The following is a 19467-nucleotide window of genomic DNA, read 5'->3' on the forward strand; positions in this document are numbered from 1 at the left end:
TCTTCAGTTATGCTCGCCGTTCGTCGCCAACGCCGGAGCCACTGAGCCTATGTCCCCCACTCGCCTGTTTGTCCCCCTGTCCCTCGCCCTGCTGGCCGCCTGCGCCACGCAACCGAAAACCAACGTGACCGTGGAAAAACAGAGCGAGTGCCCGGTACGGCTGAGCAATGGCCAGAACCTGACCGTCATACTGCCAAGCAACCCCACCACCGGTTACCGCTGGGCCATTCAAGACTCGGCCGGCGGCGTGCTGCATGCGCTGAGCCCAGAGGTTTACAGCAGCCCGAAAGATTCCGGCATGGTCGGCGCGGGCGGATTCTCCACCTGGCGCTTCCAGGCCTTTGCTTCCGGCACCGGGCGTCTGCGCCTGACGTCGCAACAACCCTGGGAGCCTGAAGTCGAGCCGGTGGAAACCTTTGACTGCGCGATCTCGGTGAACTGACCGTGGGCTGGCTGATCCTCGCACTGATGGGCGCAGTGACATTTCTCTATGGCGTCAGCACCCATGCGGCGTTGCTGTGTCTGCTGGTCAAACCATTGCCGGTGCTGGCGCTGCTGGGCTGGCTGCACGATGCGCCGCCGAGTGACTATCGCCGCTGGATCAGCCTGGGCCTGATTTTCTCTTTGCTGGGCGATGTGCTGCTGGCGTGGCCGGGGGATCTGTTCGTGTTTGGCCTGGGTGCGTTTCTGGTGGCGCATCTGGCGTATCTCAAGGCTTACCTGAGCGATTGCCGTCGTCTGGCTTTGTTGCCGCTGGTGCTTGCCCTTGGCGTTGGCGCTGTGCTGTTGGGCATATTGATCAGCAGCGGACTCGGACCGTTGACCGTGCCGGTGATCGTCTACGGCACCGCCATCAGCGCCATGCTCTGGCGTGCCCTGGCTCGACTCGGCAGCGGCGTACCGCAACGCTCGGCACTGCTGGCAGCGGGCGGCGCAGTGGCGTTCGTGTTCTCCGACAGCGTGATCGGCATCGATCGGTTTGTCGCACCGTTCCACGCCGCGCCGTACGTCATCATCATTAGCTACTGGCTTGGGCAGTGGGGCATCGCCGCCTCGGCATTTTCCCAGAGCAAACGCCCGGTCCTTTGATCGGGCGGTTTATCAGACAACCCGCGCATCTGCGCGCCAGTTTGGCTAAAATGCCGGCCTTTTCATCGACACCGCCGGAACCGCCGTGAGCAAAGAACCCGATCGCATTTTCGCCCAGCCGATGGCCCAGGTGCCTGACTTCGCCTTCAACGAAGACGTGGTACGGGTGTTCCCGGACATGATCAAGCGTTCGGTGCCGGGTTACCCGACCATCGTCGAGAACCTCGGCGTACTTGCGGCGCAATTCGCCCAGCCGAACAGCGTGCTCTACGATCTCGGTGCCTCGCTGGGTGCCGTGACCCAGGCCCTGCGCCGCCACGTGCGCACCGACGGTTGCCGGGTGATCGCGGTGGATAACTCGGCGGCGATGGTCGAGCGCTGCCGCGAGTACCTCAACGGTCAGGACTCGATGTTCCAGGAGTTGCTGCCGGTCGAAGTGATCGAAGGCGACATCCTCGCCCTCGATTTCAAACCGGCCTCGGTGGTGGCGCTGAACTTCACCCTGCAATTCATCGCCCCCGAGCAGCGCACGGCGTTGCTGTCGCGCATTCGCCAATCGTTGCTGCCCGGCGGCGCGTTGATTCTGTCGGAGAAGCTGCGCTTCAATGACGCCGAGGAACACGCGCTGCTGACCGACCTGCACGTCGCGTTCAAACGCGCCAACGGCTACAGCGAACTGGAAATCGCCCAGAAGCGCAGCGCCATCGAAAACGTCATGAAGCCCGACAGCCTCGAAGAACACCGCGAACGCCTGCTGGCCGCCGGGTTCTCGAAAGTCGTGCCGTGGTTCCAGTGTCTTAACTTTGCCTCGTTGATTGCCTTGCCATGATTGATCTGTCCCCCCTCGCCCGCCGTCTGGCTGGCACGCCGCTGGCCGACTGGGCCAACACCCTGCAAGCGCAACTCGACAAGAAAATGGAGAAAGGCCACGGCGATCTGGAGCGCTGGCAAAGTGCGCTGGACGCCTTGCCGAAGATCCAGCCGACCGAAGTCGACCTGCTCGACGGCCTGAAACTGGACACCGATTGCGACGACGAGACCCGCGCACAGATGCGCACCGCGCTGATGGGATTGTCGCCGTGGCGCAAGGGGCCGTTCGATCTGTTTGGCGTACATGTCGACACCGAGTGGCGTTCGGACTGGAAGTGGTCTCGGGTCGCTCCGCACCTGGACCTGAAGGGCAAGCGTATCCTCGATGTCGGTTGCGGCAACGGCTATTACATGTGGCGCATGCTCGGTGCCGGTGCCGACAGCGTGATCGGCGTCGATCCGAACTGGCTGTTTTTCTGCCAGTTCCAGGCAGTACAGCGCTACCTGTCAGAGCCGAATGCCTGGCACCTGCCGTTCCCGTTCGAAGACCTGCCGCCGAATCTGGAAGGCTTCGACACGGTGTTTTCCATGGGCGTGTTCTATCACCGTCGTTCGCCGATCGAGCATTTGCTGGCGCTGAAGGATTGCCTGGTGAAGGGCGGCGAGCTGGTGCTGGAGACGCTGGTGGTCGAAGGTGACAAACACCAAGTACTGGTGCCGGAAGACCGTTATGCGCAGATGCGTAATGTGTGGTTTTTGCCGTCGGTGCCGGCGCTGGAATTGTGGTTGCGACGTGCGGGGTTCACTGACATTCGTTGCGTGGATGTCAGCATGACAACGGTCGATGAACAGCGTGGGACCGAGTGGATGAAGTATCAGTCGCTGAGTGATTTCCTCGATCCGGAAGATCACAGCAAGACGATCGAAGGGCTGCCGGCGCCGATGCGGGCCGTAATTGTCGCGAAGAAATAATTCCTCCGAACACCCAAAAAACTGTGGGAGCGAGCCTGCTCGCGATTGGATCTGACAGACACCGAAGTATTGAATGTCAGACCGCGATCGCGAGCAGGCTCGCTCCCACATTGGTTTTGTATTCAGTCTGAGGGTTTTGCCCGCCGCGCCCTGAAAAACTCGATCAACACTGCTCCGCACTCCTCCGCCAGCATCCCGCCTTCATACAGCACTCGATGGTTGAGAAAGCCCTGGGTGAAGAACTGCCCCTGACTCTGCACAATTCCGGCCTTGGGCTCCAGCGCGCCGTACACCACGCGAGCAACCCGCGAATGCACAATCAGCCCGGCGCACATGCTGCACGGTTCAAGCGTCACATAGAGCGTGCTGCCCGGCAGACGATAGTTATCCACCGCTTGCGCGGCGGCGCGGATCGCGACCATTTCTGCGTGTGCGCTGGGGTCGCTGGTGCTGATCGGGCAATTGAAGCCGCGACCGATGATCTCGCCATCCTGCACCAGCACCGCGCCCACCGGCACCTCGCCGAGGGCCGCGCCTTGGGCGGCCAGCGCCAATGCTTCACGCATGAAGTCGCGGTCTCGGCTGCGGTCGATGATCGCTGCGGGGCGAATCTGGCGCATCACTTCACCTCGATAGCGGCCATCAGGCCGGTTTCCATGTGATCGATCACGTGGCAGTGGAACATCCAGACACCCGGGTTATCCGCCACCAACGCCACTTGTGCGCGCTCGTTCTTGCCCAGCAGATAAGTGTCGGTGAAGTACGGCACGATCTTGTGCCGGTTCGACGCAATCACCTTGAAGCTCATGCCGTGCAGGTGGATCGGGTGCTGGTACTGGGTCATGTTCTTCAGTTCGAAGATATAACTCTGGCCCAGTTTCAGGCTGGCAATCGGCCGGTCGGCGCAGGTCTTGTCGGTGATGTCCCAGGCTTTGCCGTTGATCTGCCACAGGCTCGGCGGCTTGCCGTTGTCGACATTCACCGACACCGAACCGACCCATTCGAAATTGAAGTTGAGTTTCTCGGCATTGGCCAGATCCGGCTCGGCCACCGGGTTGGCCGGCAGTGCTTTCGGCCAGTCGGTCGGCGCGTCATTGTTGGCCACCGAACGTAAAGTACCGAGGCGAACCGGGCCGTTGCGAAGCGACAGTTCCTCACCGGTCGGTGGTGCCTTGATCGCCAGGCAGATTCGCATGCCCGGGCCGAGCCAGTATTCCTTGCCCAGCGGGCGCGGCTCGACCGGGTTGCCGTCCAGCGCATAGATCTGCGCTTCGACGCCAGGAATATTGATGCGATAGGTCAGGGTGTTGTCGAGGTTGAGCAGGCGCACCCGGGTGATCTGCCCGGCCGGCAACTCGATCACCGGCGCAGGCACACCGTTGATGGTCGACAGCCGCCCCGCCGTGCCGCCACGGGCCGCTTCGCGCGGAATGCTGAACTCGACGAAGTTGCCCTCGTCATCGACGTGCCAGCTCTTCAGGCTCAAGGTCTTTTCGTACTTGAACCCGGTCGGCTCGCGCTCCTCGACGATCAACGGCCCGACCAGCCCGCGACCGAGTTCTTCGCTGCTGCTGACGTGCGGGTGATACCAGTAGCTGCCGGCATCGGGCACACGGAATTTGTAATCGAAATATTCGCCCGGCAACACCGGCAATTGCGAGACGTAAGGCACGCCGTCCATTTCCAGCGGCAGGCGGATGCCGTGCCAGTGAATGGTGGTCGCTACGGGCAGATGGTTGATGAACCGTACCCGCAGCCACTCACCCTGACGCACGCGCAACTCGGTGCCCGGTGCCGACGGACCGAACGCCCAGGCTTCGGTCTTGTGCCCCGGCACCAGCTCGACGTCCAGCGGTGCAGCGATCAACTCGTAGTCGTGGCCCGCATCGGCATCGGCCACCTTGCCCAGCCAGTAACGCGTCGCACCACCGGCTCCCGCGCCCACCACTGCAAGACCGGCCAGGCCACCGAGAATTTGTCGACGGGTAAAGGACATGGACACAACTACCTCACGTATCAGCCGCGGGCCAGGGCGCCCGCAAAAGGCGAATACGATACACCTGCGCTTGTGAAACAGTAAGGGCAGCGCGGCGGATGGCCGCAGACTACAGGCGCGAAGCCTGCTTCCTATGCACCTTTTTCCTTCGGACGACATACAAACAGCTGCGCGTCTGACAGACGAATCCTTCACCCCTTGAAATGATCGCGGTCGTTTTTTATCCACCACGCTCAAGGAAAGATTGTGGACACGACACACGACATGACACTGCCCAACACCGCCGACAGAAACGCCCTCAAGGCACTGGTTCCCGCCCTGGTCCAGGCCTGCCCCGACATGTATGAAATGGCCTGTGCGATTGCCAGAGAGATCCTCGCCAGCCACGACCTCGCTCACCTGGAACCCGAACAGGTTTACTGGCATCGGTTTCACGCCGCACAAAGCAGCCCCCGGACCTTCACCGGTTGGGAGCACCTGTTCGAAACCCCGCGCGAATCGATGACCCTGCCGCAACTGGTGATTCAGCGCTTCAGCGTTCACGACCAGGACAACGCCGACCTGCTCGATTCCGACGCAGGTTTCTACACCGCCGGCCCGGACGCCGGCACCTATAACGAAAGCAACGAAGTGAAGCTGCACAGCAGCGACGTACTCAAAGCGTTCTGGAAGATCAACTTCGCCGACCGCTACCGGAAAAAGGTCGATTCGTTCTGGACCAAGCATGGCAAAACCTTCCGAACCCTGGCCAAGTGCACCTTTCTGGCCAAGGCCATGGAAGACCGGGAAGGTGGTCGGCTGTCGGACGACAATTTCCGCACCGCCGTCAAAGCCATCGCCGGCAATGTCAGCTGGCCGGTGACCCGCGAAATGCTCGAAGAGGAAGCTGCGCAAGCCGATGGCCTGCGTATCGGCTTGCTGAAAATCGGCGATTTCGTCGCCACCGACATCCTGTGCATCACCGATGGCAAGGGCGGCGCAATTCTCTACGTTCCGGGAGAAATCTGGGGCGTGCACGCCCTGCAGAACGCCCGCGACCTGCATTGGTGGGTGCTGTCGCAGATCAGAAATCCGTCCGATCGAAAACGCTTCATGTCGCACTTTCAGGTCGCTGATCACGACATCACGGAAGACACCTCCTGGCGAGCAGTCGCGAAACGGCGCTGGCTCTGGGCTTTCGGTCCGCTGGCGGGGGGCATCTCGGAGCTATGGCGCGCACCGCATATCGAGAACGTCGGGCTGAACCACGTGCTGGACCTGCTCGTCAGCACCTGGGACAGCGACGATCACACGCTGGTGGCTCACACCGGTGTTGCGCTCGATGGCGATATCTTCAGTTTTCTGGCGACCGCCACCCACGCCCGTATGATCAGCGATGCGGAATTCATGCTGCATTCCAATGGTGATCTGCGCAAAAAACTCTGGATCGGTTACCTCAACGCCTTCAACCGCGTATTCGGGCCGATGGCGGCAGTGGGCTGGCCGGTAGCGCTGGCCGTGGTCGGTGCGGGCATCGCCAATGTCGGGTTGCAGATCGATCAGGCGGTCAACGGCAAGACGCCTCAGGCACGCAAGGCCGGCGTGACCGGAGCGATATTCGCTGCCATCGATACGTTGTTCAACGCCACGTTCATCAAAGGCAGCGGACGACTGCCCGAGATTGCCGAGACCGAGACCTTCATCGCGCCGGAGGAGGACCTCGCTAAAACCGGACTGTCCGTAAAACCTGAAGAAAAACTGGCCGAAGCCGCACTGGCGCGTTCACCACTGCCGACACTGGCAGAGATCGCACCGAAGCAAGTCCTGCCGGCAGCGCCGGAGGATTTTCTGGCGTCCTTCAAGACCGAGATCGGTGAAGGTACGCGGATGGAAACCGGTGACCCCAAATTCCAAGAAATCATTCAGACCGCGTCCGGCAAGCACTACATCTACATGCGCCGGGCTTGGGGTAACCAGGGTTTCTACCAGGTACGTTATGTTGAGCAGATGCGCGGTTGGGTCATCGTCGATCCGGCCAGTCCCTATTCGTTTTATCGCAACGTGCCGGTACGCCTGAATGAAGCGTTGAAATGGCAGCCGGTGGCCCGCCCCGGCCTCAGAGGCGGGATGAAATTGTTCGGCGAATGGCCTTGGGGCCATACGGCTGATCCGTTGCCCGAGATGGCAACACAAACGATGCCCTATGACACGTCACCGGGGTCCAGATCGACTCTGCGCCCAGTGGCGGAAAGTCGTGTCGATGACTTTCCGTTGAACAGCCAGACCGGGAGTGACAGCCTTTATCAGGACTTCAAGACGCTTCGACGCAGCCTGTATGACGACGCCATCGATTTTTACAGCGCTCCGAACTCACCGCCACATCCGGCGATATCGCCCCTCAAACCCGCAACACCGTTCGCCGACATGGCCAAGCGCCTGCTCAAGGAGACACCGGGGCTGGTGATCGGACAGGACAGCACCGGCGCGGGTGCCAGAGGCATGCTGATCGACAACTTCAAGGCCTTGAACAAACAGAAGGTTCGAACCTTGTACCTGGACCATCTGCTGAGCGATTTCCACCAGGCGGACCTGGATGCGTTCCACAAGTCCGGCAAGATGCCGCCCGCGCTGGAAGATTATCTGAAATCACTGGATACCCGCTTCGGCACCGACCCGACAGGACCCCACTCGTATACGGAACTGGTCAGGAACGCACAGAAAAACCATATCCGTGTGCAGGCTATCGACTGCATGGCCAGCCGGCGTTTCCCGAACCTGGAACACACGTCTGAAGTCAGCAGCCGCAAGATGCAGAATTATTACTCCGACACCGTGATCAAGGCCGATCAGGCAGCACGGGGCGCTCATCGCTGGGTGGCACTGCTGGATGAAGGGCGCGCCAGCACCTTCGACAAGGTCGCCGGCCTGGGTGAACTGGAAGGCGCGCCAACGCTGCGGGTCGAGGAGATCACCGTAGGTCAGGCGGAAGGCCTGACAACCGATCCGGGCAAAAAGGTACGTGATCTCGTCGGCAACCCCGTCGACCTGCTTAAAAGCGACCTGCGCCTGCAATTGAATGGTCCGCCTCCGTCGATCATCGCCCGAACGGTCGAAGAGGCGTTGCCCAGAAGGGGCATGTTCATGATCCAGGAACCCTCAACACTGATCCATCGCAGCGGCGACGGCACGCTGGTGCAAACCGCGATCCAGCGAGATGCCGGCGGCTTCTTCATCGTCCGCCCCAAATGGATTTCAGTCAGCGATCGGCACTTTGACAGTGTTCAGGAACTGGCCACAGCTCTGAACGATGAGGGCTTGAGTCTTCGGCGCGTGCGCATTGATCCACTGGCAAGCGAGGGACAATCGCCGGGCATCGAGCCGTCAGCATCTGCTTCCGGTGCCACGGTCAATCCTGAAGTGTCGCTGCCTGATACTCCATTGATCAGTTCGCCTTATGAAATTCCCGTGTCGCTTCGCAGTGAACTGAAAAATGTAGCTGTCTTCGGCAACCAGCGAACACTGGGTGACGCTTTCGAGAGCCTGGAAGGTAATCGGCCCCTCGACACGTTCAGAGCGCTGCGCAAACAATTGCGTGAAGCCGCCAACGGCTTTTATGCCCGAGCCAATCCTGCGCCGCGTACGACGCTGGCGCCCATCGATCCGGTCGCGAGCGCCGAATCGCTCATCGAGAAATCCCTGGAGCAGTTCAACGGTCTGGTCATCGGCGAAAGCCATGCAGGCATCGGCAGCAAACAATGGCTTATCGAACAGATGCCAGTGCTCGCTCGAAAAGGCGTGAAGACCCTGTACATGGAACATCTGCTCACGGACTTCCACCAGGCGACGTTGGACAACTTTGCCAGAACCTCGGTCATGCCTCGGGATCATGAGCTGTATCTGGAGGGCCTCGACCAGGGTCACATCACCGATCCCACAAGACGCTACACCTTCCTCAACCTGGTGAAGGAAGCCAACCGTCAAGGAGTGCGCATTCAAGCCATCGACTGCATGGCCAGTTATCGGCTGGAAGGTATGCGAGGCCTGGAGCCAACGAGTCGACAGAAAATGATGAATTTCTATGCCCACACGATCATCGAGGCCGATCAGACCGCGCGCGGACCACACAAGTGGGTCTCGCTCATGGGCAATTCACACTCCAACACCTACGAGGGTGTCGCTGGCGTCAGTGAACTGGAAGATGCCATGGGCCTGCGTATCGAAGACGTTGGCTATGGCAAGTCCCGCGGATTCGAACCGGATCCCGGCAGGACTTTTTTCGATGAAAAGGGCAAGCCAGCCGGGCAGGTAAAAGGTGATTTGCGCCTGCAGGTGCAGACACCGTGGAACGCCCAGACGCAAAAGGAGATCGATCAATTGCTGAATCGTCCGGGCATGTACACCTTGAAACAGGAACCCCGCTCCACCTTGCTGGTTCACCGCAGCCGCGACCATGCACTCGTGCGTACGGAAATCCATTGGGAGTCCGGTCGCTGGTTCATCGAGCGCCCCGCCTGGCCCGCCCTCGATGGGAAACGCTTCAACAGTGTCGAAGACCTGTTCAAGGCACTGGACGACCGGGGCATGACCCTGGCCGGCTGGTCCGGTCCCTTGTAAGCGGCAATAAAAAGGCCGCGTGAACAGTGTTCACGCGGTCTCGGGGTTGCCTGCTCTCACGCCCTCAGGGCGTGTGCGGGATCACTCCCACTCAATGGTCGCCGGCGGCTTGCTCGACACGTCGTAAGTGACGCGGGAGATGCCTTCGATTTCATTGATGATGCGGCCGGAAACGGTTTCCAGCAGTTCGTAAGGCAGGTGTGCCCAACGCGCGGTCATGAAGTCGATGGTTTCCACGGCACGCAGGGCCACGACCCAGGCGTAACGGCGGCCGTCGCCGACCACGCCAACCGATTTCACCGGCTGGAACACGACGAATGCCTGGCTGACCTTGTGGTACCAGTCGGCCTTGCGCAGTTCTTCGATGAAGATGTGGTCGGCGCGACGCAGCAGGTCGGCGTATTCCTTCTTCACTTCACCGAGGATCCGAACGCCCAGGCCCGGGCCCGGGAACGGGTGACGGTAGACCATGTCGTACGGCAGGCCCAGTTCCAGGCCCAGACGACGGACTTCGTCCTTGAACAGTTCGCGCAGTGGCTCGACCAGTTTCAGGTTCATCTCGTCCGGCAGGCCGCCCACGTTGTGGTGCGACTTGATCACGTGCGCCTTGCCGCTTTTCGCGCCAGCCGACTCGATCACGTCCGGGTAGATGGTGCCCTGGGCCAGGTACTTGATGTTGTCCAGCTTGCAGGATTCGGCATCGAATACGTCGATGAAGGTACGGCCGATGATCTTGCGCTTCTTCTCCGGGTCGGCTTCGCCGGCCAGGTTGTTCAGGAACTGGTCTTCAGCGTTGGCGCGGATCACCTTGACGCCCATGTTCTCGGCGAACATGGCCATCACTTGCTCGCCTTCGTGCAGACGCAGCAGGCCGTTGTCGACGAAGACGCAGGTCAGCTGGTCGCCGATGGCCTTGTGCAGCAGTGCCGCAACCACCGAGGAATCCACACCGCCGGACAGGCCCAGCAGCACGTTGTCGGTGCCGACCTGTGCGCGGATGTTGGCGATCGCGTCTTCGGCAATCTTCGACGGGGTCCACAGGGCTTCACAGCCGCAGATGTCGAGAACGAAACGCGACAGGATGCGACCGCCCTGTTTGGTGTGGGTCACTTCCGGGTGGAATTGCACGCCGTAGTAAGCGCGCTCGTCGTTGAACATGCCGGCGATCGGGCAGCTCGGGGTGCTGGCCAGGATGTGGAAATCGCTTGGCATCTTGGTGACCTTGTCACCGTGGCTCATCCATACGTCGAGGCCGAACAGGCCGTCGGCGTCGATGTGGTCTTCGATGCCGTCGAGCAGACGGCTCTTGCCGACCACGTCAACGCGGGCATAACCGAACTCACGCAGCTCGGAACCTTCAACCTTGCCGCCCAGTTGCTCGGCCATGGTCTGCATGCCGTAGCAGATACCGAAGACCGGAACGCCCAGGTCGAACACCGCTTGCGGGCAGCGTGGGCTGTTGGCTTCGTGCACGGACTCGGGACCGCCGGCGAGGATCACGCCTTTTGGAGCGAATTCGCGGATCGCATCCTCGTCCATGTCGAACGGGTGCAGTTCGCAGTACACACCGATCTCGCGCACGCGGCGGGCGATCAGTTGAGTGTATTGCGAACCGAAGTCGAGGATCAGGATGCGGTGAGCGTGAATGTCGAGGGCCATGATTCAGTCTCGTCTAAGTAATTCAGAAACAGTCTTGATTCAGAAACGACTCGGGGCTGAATAAAACAGCCCCGGTCATTTAACGTTTTGCTTGAAGCCTCAACCTACGCGGTAGTTTGGCGCTTCCTTGGTGATCTGCACGTCGTGGACGTGGGATTCGGCCATGCCGGCACCGGTGATCCGCACGAACTCAGGCTTGGTGCGCATCTCTTCGATGTTGGCGCTGCCGGTGTAACCCATCGAGGAACGCAGACCGCCCATCAACTGGTGAATGATCGCGCTCAGGGTGCCCTTGTAAGGAACACGGCCTTCGATGCCTTCCGGAACCAGTTTCTCGGCGCCTGCCGAGGAGTCCTGGAAGTAACGGTCGGAAGAACCTTGAGCCTGGGACATGGCGCCCAGCGAACCCATGCCGCGATAAGCCTTGTACGAACGCCCCTGGAACAGCTCGATCTCACCCGGCGCTTCTTCGGTACCGGCGAACATCGAGCCCATCATCACGCAGGACGCACCGGCCACGATGGCCTTGGACAGGTCACCGGAGAAACGGATGCCGCCGTCGGCGATCAACGGAACGCCGGTGCCTTCGAGGGCAGCGGCAACGTTGGCGATGGCACTGATTTGCGGAACGCCGACACCGGCGACGATACGGGTGGTGCAGATCGAGCCAGGGCCGATACCGACCTTGACCGCATCGGCGCCGGCTTCGGCCAGAGCCTTGGCGGCTGCGCCGGTGGCGATGTTGCCGCCGATCACCTGCACTTCAGGGAAGTTCTCTTTCACCCAGCGAACGCGGTCGATCACGCCTTTGGAGTGACCGTGAGCGGTGTCGACCACCACCACGTCCACACCGGCATTGACCAGCGCGGCAACGCGGTCGCCGGTGTCTTTACCGGTACCGACTGCAGCGCCAACGCGCAGACGACCCTGGTCGTCCTTGCTGGCCAGCGGGTAGGCCTTGGCTTTTTCGATGTCTTTGACGGTCATCATGCCTTTGAGGGCAAACTTGTCGTCGACGATCAGGACTTTTTCCAGGCGGTGCTTGTGCAGCAACTCGCGAACTTCGTTCTTGTTGGCGCCTTCGCGAACAGTGACCAGACGCTCTTTCGGCGTCATCACTTCACGAACGGTGGCTTCCAGACGGGTTTCGAAACGCACGTCACGGGAAGTGACGATGCCGACCAGGTCGCCATCGTGCAGCACCGGAACGCCGGAAATGTTGTGCATGCGGGTCAGTTCGAACAGATCACGAACCGTGGCGTCAGCCTCGATGGTGATTGGATCCTTGACCACACCGGCTTCGAACTTCTTGACCTTGCGGACTTCGGCAGCTTGCTGCTCGATGGTCATGTTCTTGTGGATAATGCCGATGCCACCTTCCTGAGCCATGGCGATTGCCAGACGGGCTTCGGTGACAGTGTCCATGGCGGCAGAAACCAGAGGAATATTCAGTTCGATGCCACGGGTGAGGCGGGTCTTGAGACTGACTTCGTTAGGAAGCACCTCGGAATAACCAGGCACTAAAAGAATGTCGTCGAAGGTCAGAGCTTCTTGGCTGATACGCAGCATCGCGGGGGCTCCCGAGCGGGAAAATGGAAGCGCGCCATTATAGTCAGACACCCCTTCGGGTTCAATGTAAAACTTGTCTTATATCAATGTTGCTGATGTACGGGAAAAGCCGCCCCTACAACTCGACCTTGACCCAGCTCACCGGTTGATCCAGCCAGTCGGCGAATTCGTCGATGAAACTCTGCTTGAACCCCGCCTCCAGCCAGTTGTTGAAGATGAAGCCGAGGTTGGAAAACCCGCATTCCTGCAAATACAGAAAGCCGTTGATGTCGTCTTCATGCCCGCATTCGGGGCAGGTGAAGTTGTCGGTGCGACCCGGCATCCAGTCTTCCAGGCTTTCGAACAGCGCTTCGCCGATTTCCTGGCGACACTCGGCACAACCGGCTTCTTCGAGAAAGCCCCTGGCCGGGGTGTAGATGCAGCGTTTGGTCACGACCTCCAGACCATTGATCGGCTCACCGAACGGCAGCGCCTCGGGGTGCAGCACCACCGCGCGGGCGCCATCGGCGATGGCGTAGGCCATGCGATTGCCGGTGCGCCCGCAGGTGCTCAGCTCTTCCTTGACGATGTTCTTGCGCACCAGCCAGCGCAGGATCGCCCGGGCCCGGGGTTCGTGCACCGGCAGGTTGGAGATTTTCGGGACGATGATGCTTTGGGAATTCATGGTGCAAGCCTGCTGCGTCAAAGGATGTTCTGCGACGAACGCGGCCGGCAGCTTAATCCCTGAGACAATCCGGTCAAGTGCTTAAATAGCGGCCGATCAGCGCCAGACCGCTCGCCAGCACCAGCCAGGTCACCAGCCGCACGAAGGCCTCGCGGGACAAACGCATCGTCAGCCGCCGCCCGATCCACAAGCCCAGCGCCATGGCCGGCAGCAGGCACAGCGCGAGCATCAACAAGGGTAGCTCGGCATACACCCCGGCGATGGCGAACAGACTCAAACGCACCACCGTGCTGCAACTGATCAGCGCACTTTGCGTGGCCCGGGCCGCGTCCTTGGGCAGTCGGCTGTTGAGGTAGATCGCATAAAGAAAGCCGCCACTGCCGAACAACGCCCCGAACAACCCGCCCACCGTGCCCATCGGCAACGCCCACCCGGCGGACAACTGCGCCGGCCGCGCCTTGATCCACAAGCTGTAAACCGCGTAGGCACTGATGAACAGCCCCATCAACAGCAACAACAGGTCGGACTTGAGGTTAAGCAGGAAAATCACCCCCAGCGTGCACCCCACCGCCATGCACGGCAGCAACCTCAGCAATTCCGGTTTCGCCACATCGCGCCGCGACGGCAGCAGATTGCCGAAAGCAGCGACGAAATCCAGCAGCACCAGCAACGGCACGATCTTCGACAACGGCATGAACAGAATCAGGATCGGCCCCGCCACCAGCGCCGTGCCGAAACCGGCAATGCCGAACACGATGTAGGCCAGCGCGATCGCCAGTCCGATCACCACCCAACCCTGCATGCCCCACGACCATTCGCTCAACAACCCCGCCACGCTCATTCGCTCGCTTCCTATATAAGCCTGCGATGACTTTAGCCAGCGCCGAGGGTTGCGACTAATATCATCGAAACCGCCAAGCCATCTCGAAAAGGCATGCCTCGTGCTTTCAACCCGTCAATTACGTTATTTCGTGGAAATCGCCGAGAGCGGCAGCTTTAGTGCCGCAGCCGAACGGTTGTTCATCGCCCAGTCGGCACTGAGCCGGCAGATCAAGGACATGGAAACCCGCCTGCAAACGCCGCTGTTCGAACGCACCGCACGCCAGCCCCGGCTCACTGCCGCTGGCGAAGCATTCCTGCCCCGGGCGAGAAACCTGCTCAACGAATTGAACAAGGCCAGCACCCTGGCCACGGAAATCGGCCAGGGCCAGCGCGGCACGTTGCGTCTCTGCCACTCCAGCACAGTGCCGATCAGCGGCCAACTGTTGCGCGACATGAGCGCTTACCTGGAGCAGCAACCCGGGGTTTCGCTGGACATCGGCACGTTGTCTTCGGAGGCCCAGCTCGAAGAACTGGCCGAGGGGCGGCTCGACATCGGACTGTTGCGCCTGCCGGTGCTGCGCCAGCGCGAAGGTGTTCAAGTTGTTCCGCTCCACACCGAGCGCTTGCTGCTTGCCGTGCCGGCGGATCATCGACTGGCACTGGCTGATGCGGTCAATCTGGCGCAGTTGAAAGACGAAGCGTTCATCTCCATCCCCCATCCGCAACGCGGCGGGTTGAGTTACTTGTGCGCCGACCTCTGCATGCGCCACGGTTTCTTCCCCCAGGCTGCGCGAGTGATGTCGCGCAAGACCACGCAGCTGCAATTGATCCAGGCCGGATTCGGCATCGCTCTGCTGCCGGAGTCGATGCAGGACATCGCGCCCGCCGGTGTGAGATTTGTGCCACTGGCCGGCGATTGCCAGAGCCCTGTCGCCCTCGCGTTTCGGCAAAATCCCACACCCTTGGTGCAACACTTCCTCCAGACATTCACCGGCGAAAGCCTTTAAACTGCGCCCCATGATTAAAGATCCCTTTGCAAGACTCGGCCTCGACCGCGAAGTCCTGACCGTCAGCCAGCTCAACGGCCGCGCGCGGGTGTTGCTCGAAGACGTGTTCAGCAACATCTGGGTCGAAGGCGAAATCTCCAACCTAGCCCGCCCGGCGTCCGGCCACGTGTATTTCACCCTCAAGGACAGCGGCGCGCAGGTGCGTTGTGCGCTGTTCCGCCAGAATGCTGCGCGGGTGCGTCAGGCGCTGAAGGATGGTCTGGCGGTCAAGGTGCGCGGCAAGGTCTCGCTGTTCGAGGGCCGTGGCGACTATCAGTTGATTCTCGACACCGTGGAGCCTGCCGGTGACGGTGCCCTGCGCCTGGCCTTCGATGCCTTGAAGGAAAAGCTCAGCGCCGAAGGCCTGTTCAGTGCCGAGCGCAAAGTGCCGCTTCCGGCGCACCCGCAGCGCATCGGCATCATCAGTTCGCCGACCGGAGCGGTCATTCGCGACATTATCAGTGTGTTCCGACGCCGTGCGCCGCAGGTACAACTGACGCTAATTCCCACCGCTGTTCAGGGCCGCGAAGCCACAGCGCAGATCGTCCGCGCCCTGAAACTCGCGGACGCCCGGGGTTTCGACGCGCTGATCCTGGCGCGCGGCGGCGGTTCGCTGGAAGACCTCTGGTGCTTCAACGAAGAAGCCGTGGCCCGGGCGGTGGATGCCTGCGTGACGCCGATCGTCAGCGCCGTCGGCCACGAAACCGACGTGTCGATCAGCGACTTTGTGGCCGACGTCCGTGCGCCGACACCTTCTGCAGCAGCCGAATTGCTCGCCCCTGATTCCAGCCACCTGATCCGCCAGGTCGAAAGCCTGCATCGCCGACTGGTGATGCGCATGCGTGACCGTTTGATGCGTGATCGTCTGCGGCTTGAAGGAATGGCTCGCCGTCTGCGCCATCCCGGCGAACGTCTGCGCCAGCAGGCCCAGCGTCTGGATGATCTGGACATGCGCCTGCGCCGGGCGTTCGAGCGCCAGCTCAATACCCGCCGCGAACGCCTGATTCGTCTGGAAACCCGCCTCGCCGGGCAACACCCCGGTCGGCAACTGGCCCTGTTGCGCCAGCGTCTCGACAGCCTCGCCGAGCGCCTGCCACGCGCCATGAACGAAGGCCTGAAACGCCGACGCCTGCAGTTGCAAAGCCAGATGCAGACCCTGCACGTGGTCAGCCCGCTGGCAACCCTCGGCCGTGGCTACAGCATTCTGCTCGACGAGCGTGGCAACGCGATCCGCGACGCGGCGCAAACCCACACCGGCCAGCGTCTGAAAGCCAGACTGGGCGAAGGCGAACTGCAAGTGCGCGTCGAGGACAACCACCTGACGCCCGTCACTCTCTCTTTACTGGACTGATCCATGCCGCGCTTTCTCGCTCCGCTGTTGTTACTGTGCCTGACCTTCAACGCCCACGCCGACAGCTACATCACCCGGCTGCTGAACAAACCGGTGCCGGGCGGCGTAGCCGTCGTCGATCTGGGTGCCTCCGCGCAAGCGCCGAAGGCCACGTACCAAGGCAAACCGGTGTTGGTGGTCAAGGAACAGAACAACTGGCTGGCGATTGTCGGCGTTCCGTTGACCGTCAAACCCGGCACCCAGCAGATCAGCAGCGGCGGTCGAAACCTGAATTTCACTGTCGGCAACAAGAAGTACCCGGAACAGCACATCACCCTGAAGAACACGCAACAGGTCAATCCGAACCCGGCGAACCTGAAGCGCATCGAGGGTGAACTGGCCGAGCAGATCAAGGCCTACCGCAGCTTCAGCCCGAACACACCGAGCAACCTGTTGCTGGACAAACCGGTCAACGGGCCGCTGTCGAGCAAGTTTGGCGTGCGCCGCTTCTTCAACGGTGAAGAGCGCAATCCCCACGCCGGCCTCGACTTCGCGGTGCCGGCCGGCACACCGATCAAGACCCCGGCGGCGGGCAAGGTGATCCTGATCGGCAACTACTTCTTCAATGGCAACACCGTGTTCGTCGACCACGGCCAAGGCTTCATCAGCATGTTCTGCCACATGTCGAAGATCGATGTGCAAAACGGCCAGCAACTGGCTCGCGGCGCGGTGGTTGGCAAGGTAGGTGCCACAGGTCGGGCGACCGGGCCGCACATGCACTGGAACGTCAGCCTGAACGATGCGCGGGTCGATCCGGCGATTTTCATTGGGGCTTTCCAGCCTTGATTTGCGGGTGAGGCGACTGGCCTCATCGCGAGCAGGCTCGCTCCCACAGGGATTGCGCGCGACGAATGGTCCGCGCAATCCCCGCCAACAATAACCGCCATATCAAGAATAAAATCTCGGAAAAAAGCGCTTTCCGGGTATTCCTCTCAATTTTTTTCGACTGCTTGCCATCCTCATCCCCCGCGGTTAGGGTTGAAGGCATGAAAACCTCTCACACCCTTATTCAGCTTCGCCAGCACCGCAGCCTGTGCCTTGTCAGCGCACGACTGCCGGGCTGAATCGCTGCGCCTCGTCCCAAGCTTCTCCGAACATTCGTTCCACCGGCAGGCCGCCTCTTTTCGGCCCAGACAATAAGGAATTTCCCGATGAGCATGCTCAAAGACCCGTCTTCGAAATACCGCGCGTTTCCTGTGATCAACCTGCCGGATCGCACCTGGCCGTCGAAAACCATCGATGCCGCGCCGATCTGGTGCAGCTCCGACCTGCGTGACGGCAACCAGTCGTTGATCGAGCCGATGGACGCGGTGAAAAAGCTGCGCTTCTGGAAAACCCTGGTGCAGGTCGGTGTGAAAGAAATCGAAGCGTCGTTCCCGGCCGCTTCGCAAACCGACTTCGACTTCGTGCGTACCCTGATCGAAGACGGCCACATCCCGGACGACACCACTATTCAAGTGCTGACCCAGGGCCGTGAAGATCTGATCGAGCGCACCTTCGAATCCCTGCGCGGGGCGAAAAAGGCGATCGTTCACCTGTACAACGCCACTTCCCCTTCTTTCCGTCGCATCGTGTTCAACCAGGACAAGGACGGCATCAAGGCCATCGCCGTGAACGCCGCCAAGCTGTTCGTCAAATATGCTGCCATGCAGCCGGACACCGAGTGGACCTTCGAATACTCGCCGGAAACCTTCAGCGCCACCGAGCTGGAGTTCGCCAAGGAAGTCTGCGACGCGGTGATCGAGGTCTGGAACCCGACGCCCGAGCACAAGATCATCCTCAACCTGCCGGCCACCGTTGAGTGCGCGACCCCGAACGTCTACGCCGACCAGATCGAGTGGTTCCATCGCAACATCAACCGTCGTGACAGCGTGATCATCAGTCTGCACACCCACAACGACCGTGGCACCGGCGTGGCCGCCACCGAGCTGGGCCTGATGGCTGGCGCCGACCGCGTCGAAGGCTGCCTGTTCGGCAACGGCGAGCGTACCGGTAACGTCGACCTCGTAACCGTGGCACTGAACATGTACACCCAGGGCCTCGACCCGCAACTGGACTTCTCCGACATCGACGGCGTGCGCAAAGTCGTCGAAGAATGCAACCAGATTCAGGTACACCCGCGTCACCCGTACGTCGGCGATCTGGTGCACACCGCGTTCTCCGGCTCCCACCAGGACGCGATCCGCAAGGGCTTCGCCCAGCAGAAACCGGACACCCTGTGGGAAGTGCCGTACCTGCCGATCGACCCGGCCGACATCGGCCGCAGCTACGAGGCGGTGATCCGCGTCAACAGCCAGTCGGGCAAGGGCGGCATCGCCTACCTGCTGGAGCAGGAGTACGGCATCAGCCTGCCGCGTCGCATGCAGATTGAGTTCAGCCAGGTCGTGCAGCGTGAAACCGATCGTCTGGGCCTGGAAATGACTGCCCAGCAGATCCACTCGCTGCTGCACACCGAGTACCTGCAAGCCAACACCCCGTATGCGTTGGTCAGCCATCGCCTGCAGGAAGAAAACGGCCACAGCGCCGTCGAAGTGGAAGTGGCGAGCAAGGGCCAGGGTGAAACCAACCTGCACTGGCGCGGCAAGGGCAACGGTGCGCTGGAAGCACTGGTGGCCGGTCTGCCGATCCCGGTGGAGATCATGGACTACAACGAACACGCCATCGGCGCGGGCACCAACGCCAAGGCAGCGGCTTATATCGAGCTGCGTGTGAATGGCGAACGCGCAGTGCACGGCGTGGGTATCGATGAAAATATCACCACCGCCAGCTTCAAGGCACTGTTCAGCGCGCTCAACCGCTCGCTGAGCCAGCCGGAAGCGAAAGCAGCGTAACTGACCGCTGAAATGCAAAAGGCCCC

At 61.2% G+C, this 19467-nt stretch carries 15 protein-coding genes; 9 read left to right on the plus strand and 6 right to left on the minus strand.

Going from position 1 to position 19467, the window contains the following annotated elements; genetic code table 11:
* Positions 1 to 49: 49 nt before the first annotated feature.
* The 4 genes from M5B44_RS12165 to cmoB all read left to right on the plus strand — a co-directional run bounded on the left by M5B44_RS12165 (position 50) and on the right by cmoB (position 2871).
* Positions 50 to 442 (plus strand): protease inhibitor I42 family protein, encoded by a 393-nt coding sequence (locus M5B44_RS12165; RefSeq protein ID WP_248739297.1) that lies wholly within the window; start codon positions 50 to 52, stop codon positions 440 to 442.
* 2 nt (positions 443 to 444) lie between these two features.
* Complete coding sequence (locus M5B44_RS12170) at positions 445 to 1089, plus strand: lysoplasmalogenase (RefSeq protein WP_248739298.1); 645 nt, start codon at positions 445 to 447, stop codon at positions 1087 to 1089.
* Positions 1090 to 1210: 121 nt separating this feature from the next.
* Complete coding sequence (gene cmoA, locus M5B44_RS12175) at positions 1211 to 1918, plus strand: carboxy-S-adenosyl-L-methionine synthase CmoA (RefSeq protein ID WP_219737186.1); 708 nt, start codon at positions 1211 to 1213, stop codon at positions 1916 to 1918.
* Positions 1915 to 2871, plus strand: coding sequence for a tRNA 5-methoxyuridine(34)/uridine 5-oxyacetic acid(34) synthase CmoB (gene cmoB / locus M5B44_RS12180; protein ID WP_248739299.1), 957 nt, complete (start codon positions 1915 to 1917; stop codon positions 2869 to 2871). The genes cmoA and cmoB overlap by 4 nt, the downstream gene beginning before the upstream one ends.
* Before the next feature lie 122 nt (positions 2872 to 2993).
* Here the strand turns inward: cmoB and tadA are convergent, their stop codons facing one another.
* Together tadA and M5B44_RS12190 are read right to left on the minus strand one after the other, a co-directional pair.
* The gene (tadA, locus tag M5B44_RS12185; protein WP_248739300.1) at positions 2994 to 3491 is read right to left on the minus strand and encodes a tRNA adenosine(34) deaminase TadA; all 498 of its coding nucleotides are present in this window, start codon (positions 3489 to 3491) and stop codon (positions 2994 to 2996) included.
* Complete coding sequence (locus M5B44_RS12190) at positions 3491 to 4867, minus strand: multicopper oxidase family protein (RefSeq protein ID WP_248739301.1); 1377 nt, start codon at positions 4865 to 4867, stop codon at positions 3491 to 3493. The genes tadA and M5B44_RS12190 overlap by 1 nt, the downstream gene beginning before the upstream one ends.
* A 264-nt stretch (positions 4868 to 5131) precedes the next feature.
* On the opposite strand from M5B44_RS12190, the gene M5B44_RS12195 reads away from it, so the two are divergent.
* Positions 5132 to 9460, plus strand: a complete 4329-nt coding sequence (locus M5B44_RS12195; RefSeq protein ID WP_248739302.1) for a membrane-targeted effector domain-containing toxin — start codon at positions 5132 to 5134, stop codon at positions 9458 to 9460.
* 81 nt (positions 9461 to 9541) lie between these two features.
* Here the strand turns inward: M5B44_RS12195 and guaA are convergent, their stop codons facing one another.
* From guaA to M5B44_RS12215, 4 genes are all read right to left on the minus strand, one after another.
* Positions 9542 to 11119 carry a glutamine-hydrolyzing GMP synthase gene (gene guaA, locus M5B44_RS12200; RefSeq protein ID WP_085709414.1) on the minus strand — a complete coding sequence of 526 codons (1578 nt, stop codon included), beginning with the start codon at positions 11117 to 11119 and terminating at the stop codon, positions 9542 to 9544.
* Between the two features lie 99 nt (positions 11120 to 11218).
* Positions 11219 to 12688: an IMP dehydrogenase gene (gene guaB, locus M5B44_RS12205; protein ID WP_085709413.1), complete on the minus strand. Its 1470-nt coding sequence runs from the start codon at positions 12686 to 12688 to the stop codon at positions 11219 to 11221.
* Positions 12689 to 12803: 115 nt separating this feature from the next.
* Positions 12804 to 13352, minus strand: a complete 549-nt coding sequence (locus M5B44_RS12210; protein WP_248739303.1) for a sugar ABC transporter ATPase — start codon at positions 13350 to 13352, stop codon at positions 12804 to 12806.
* 73 nt (positions 13353 to 13425) lie between these two features.
* Complete coding sequence (locus M5B44_RS12215) at positions 13426 to 14193, minus strand: sulfite exporter TauE/SafE family protein (protein WP_248739304.1); 768 nt, start codon at positions 14191 to 14193, stop codon at positions 13426 to 13428.
* Positions 14194 to 14293: 100 nt separating this feature from the next.
* Between M5B44_RS12215 and M5B44_RS12220 the strand changes: the two genes are divergently transcribed.
* The 4 genes from M5B44_RS12220 (at position 14294) to leuA (ending at position 19441) form a co-directional block, all read left to right on the plus strand.
* A complete protein-coding gene (locus M5B44_RS12220; protein ID WP_248739305.1) occupies positions 14294 to 15181 on the plus strand; it encodes a LysR family transcriptional regulator in 888 nt (295 codons plus the stop codon).
* 10 nt (positions 15182 to 15191) lie between these two features.
* On the plus strand, positions 15192 to 16571 hold the full coding sequence (gene xseA, locus M5B44_RS12225) for an exodeoxyribonuclease VII large subunit (protein ID WP_248739306.1): 1380 nt from the start codon (positions 15192 to 15194) through the stop codon (positions 16569 to 16571).
* A 3-nt stretch (positions 16572 to 16574) separates the two neighbouring features.
* Complete coding sequence (locus M5B44_RS12230; protein WP_248739307.1) at positions 16575 to 17396, plus strand: peptidoglycan DD-metalloendopeptidase family protein; 822 nt, start codon at positions 16575 to 16577, stop codon at positions 17394 to 17396.
* 365 nt (positions 17397 to 17761) lie between these two features.
* Complete coding sequence (gene leuA, locus M5B44_RS12235; RefSeq protein WP_085709408.1) at positions 17762 to 19441, plus strand: 2-isopropylmalate synthase; 1680 nt, start codon at positions 17762 to 17764, stop codon at positions 19439 to 19441.
* The last annotated feature ends 26 nt before the right edge of the window (positions 19442 to 19467 follow it).

Origin of the sequence: Pseudomonas sp. MWU12-2029 (assembly GCF_023242425.1) — a bacterium.
GTDB lineage: Bacteria > Pseudomonadota > Gammaproteobacteria > Pseudomonadales > Pseudomonadaceae > Aquipseudomonas > Aquipseudomonas kribbensis.

What these genes read in the sequence shown, in the direction of transcription:
- xseA (WP_248739306.1), top strand. Translation starts at nt 15,192, where the DNA reads ATGATTAAAGATCCCTTTGCAAGACTCGGCCTCGACCGCGAAGTCCTG.
- M5B44_RS12195 (WP_248739302.1), top strand. Translation starts at nt 5,132, where the DNA reads ATGACACTGCCCAACACCGCCGACAGAAACGCCCTCAAGGCACTGGTT.
- guaB (WP_085709413.1), bottom strand. Translation starts at nt 12,688, where the DNA reads ATGCTGCGTATCAGCCAAGAAGCTCTGACCTTCGACGACATTCTTTTA.
- cmoB (WP_248739299.1), top strand. Translation starts at nt 1,915, where the DNA reads ATGATTGATCTGTCCCCCCTCGCCCGCCGTCTGGCTGGCACGCCGCTG.
- tadA (WP_248739300.1), bottom strand. Translation starts at nt 3,491, where the DNA reads ATGCGCCAGATTCGCCCCGCAGCGATCATCGACCGCAGCCGAGACCGC.
- M5B44_RS12230 (WP_248739307.1), top strand. Translation starts at nt 16,575, where the DNA reads ATGCCGCGCTTTCTCGCTCCGCTGTTGTTACTGTGCCTGACCTTCAAC.
- cmoA (WP_219737186.1), top strand. Translation starts at nt 1,211, where the DNA reads ATGGCCCAGGTGCCTGACTTCGCCTTCAACGAAGACGTGGTACGGGTG.
- M5B44_RS12165 (WP_248739297.1), top strand. Translation starts at nt 50, where the DNA reads ATGTCCCCCACTCGCCTGTTTGTCCCCCTGTCCCTCGCCCTGCTGGCC.
- M5B44_RS12210 (WP_248739303.1), bottom strand. Translation starts at nt 13,352, where the DNA reads ATGAATTCCCAAAGCATCATCGTCCCGAAAATCTCCAACCTGCCGGTG.
- guaA (WP_085709414.1), bottom strand. Translation starts at nt 11,119, where the DNA reads ATGGCCCTCGACATTCACGCTCACCGCATCCTGATCCTCGACTTCGGT.
- leuA (WP_085709408.1), top strand. Translation starts at nt 17,762, where the DNA reads ATGAGCATGCTCAAAGACCCGTCTTCGAAATACCGCGCGTTTCCTGTG.
- M5B44_RS12190 (WP_248739301.1), bottom strand. Translation starts at nt 4,867, where the DNA reads ATGTCCTTTACCCGTCGACAAATTCTCGGTGGCCTGGCCGGTCTTGCA.
- M5B44_RS12215 (WP_248739304.1), bottom strand. Translation starts at nt 14,193, where the DNA reads ATGAGCGTGGCGGGGTTGTTGAGCGAATGGTCGTGGGGCATGCAGGGT.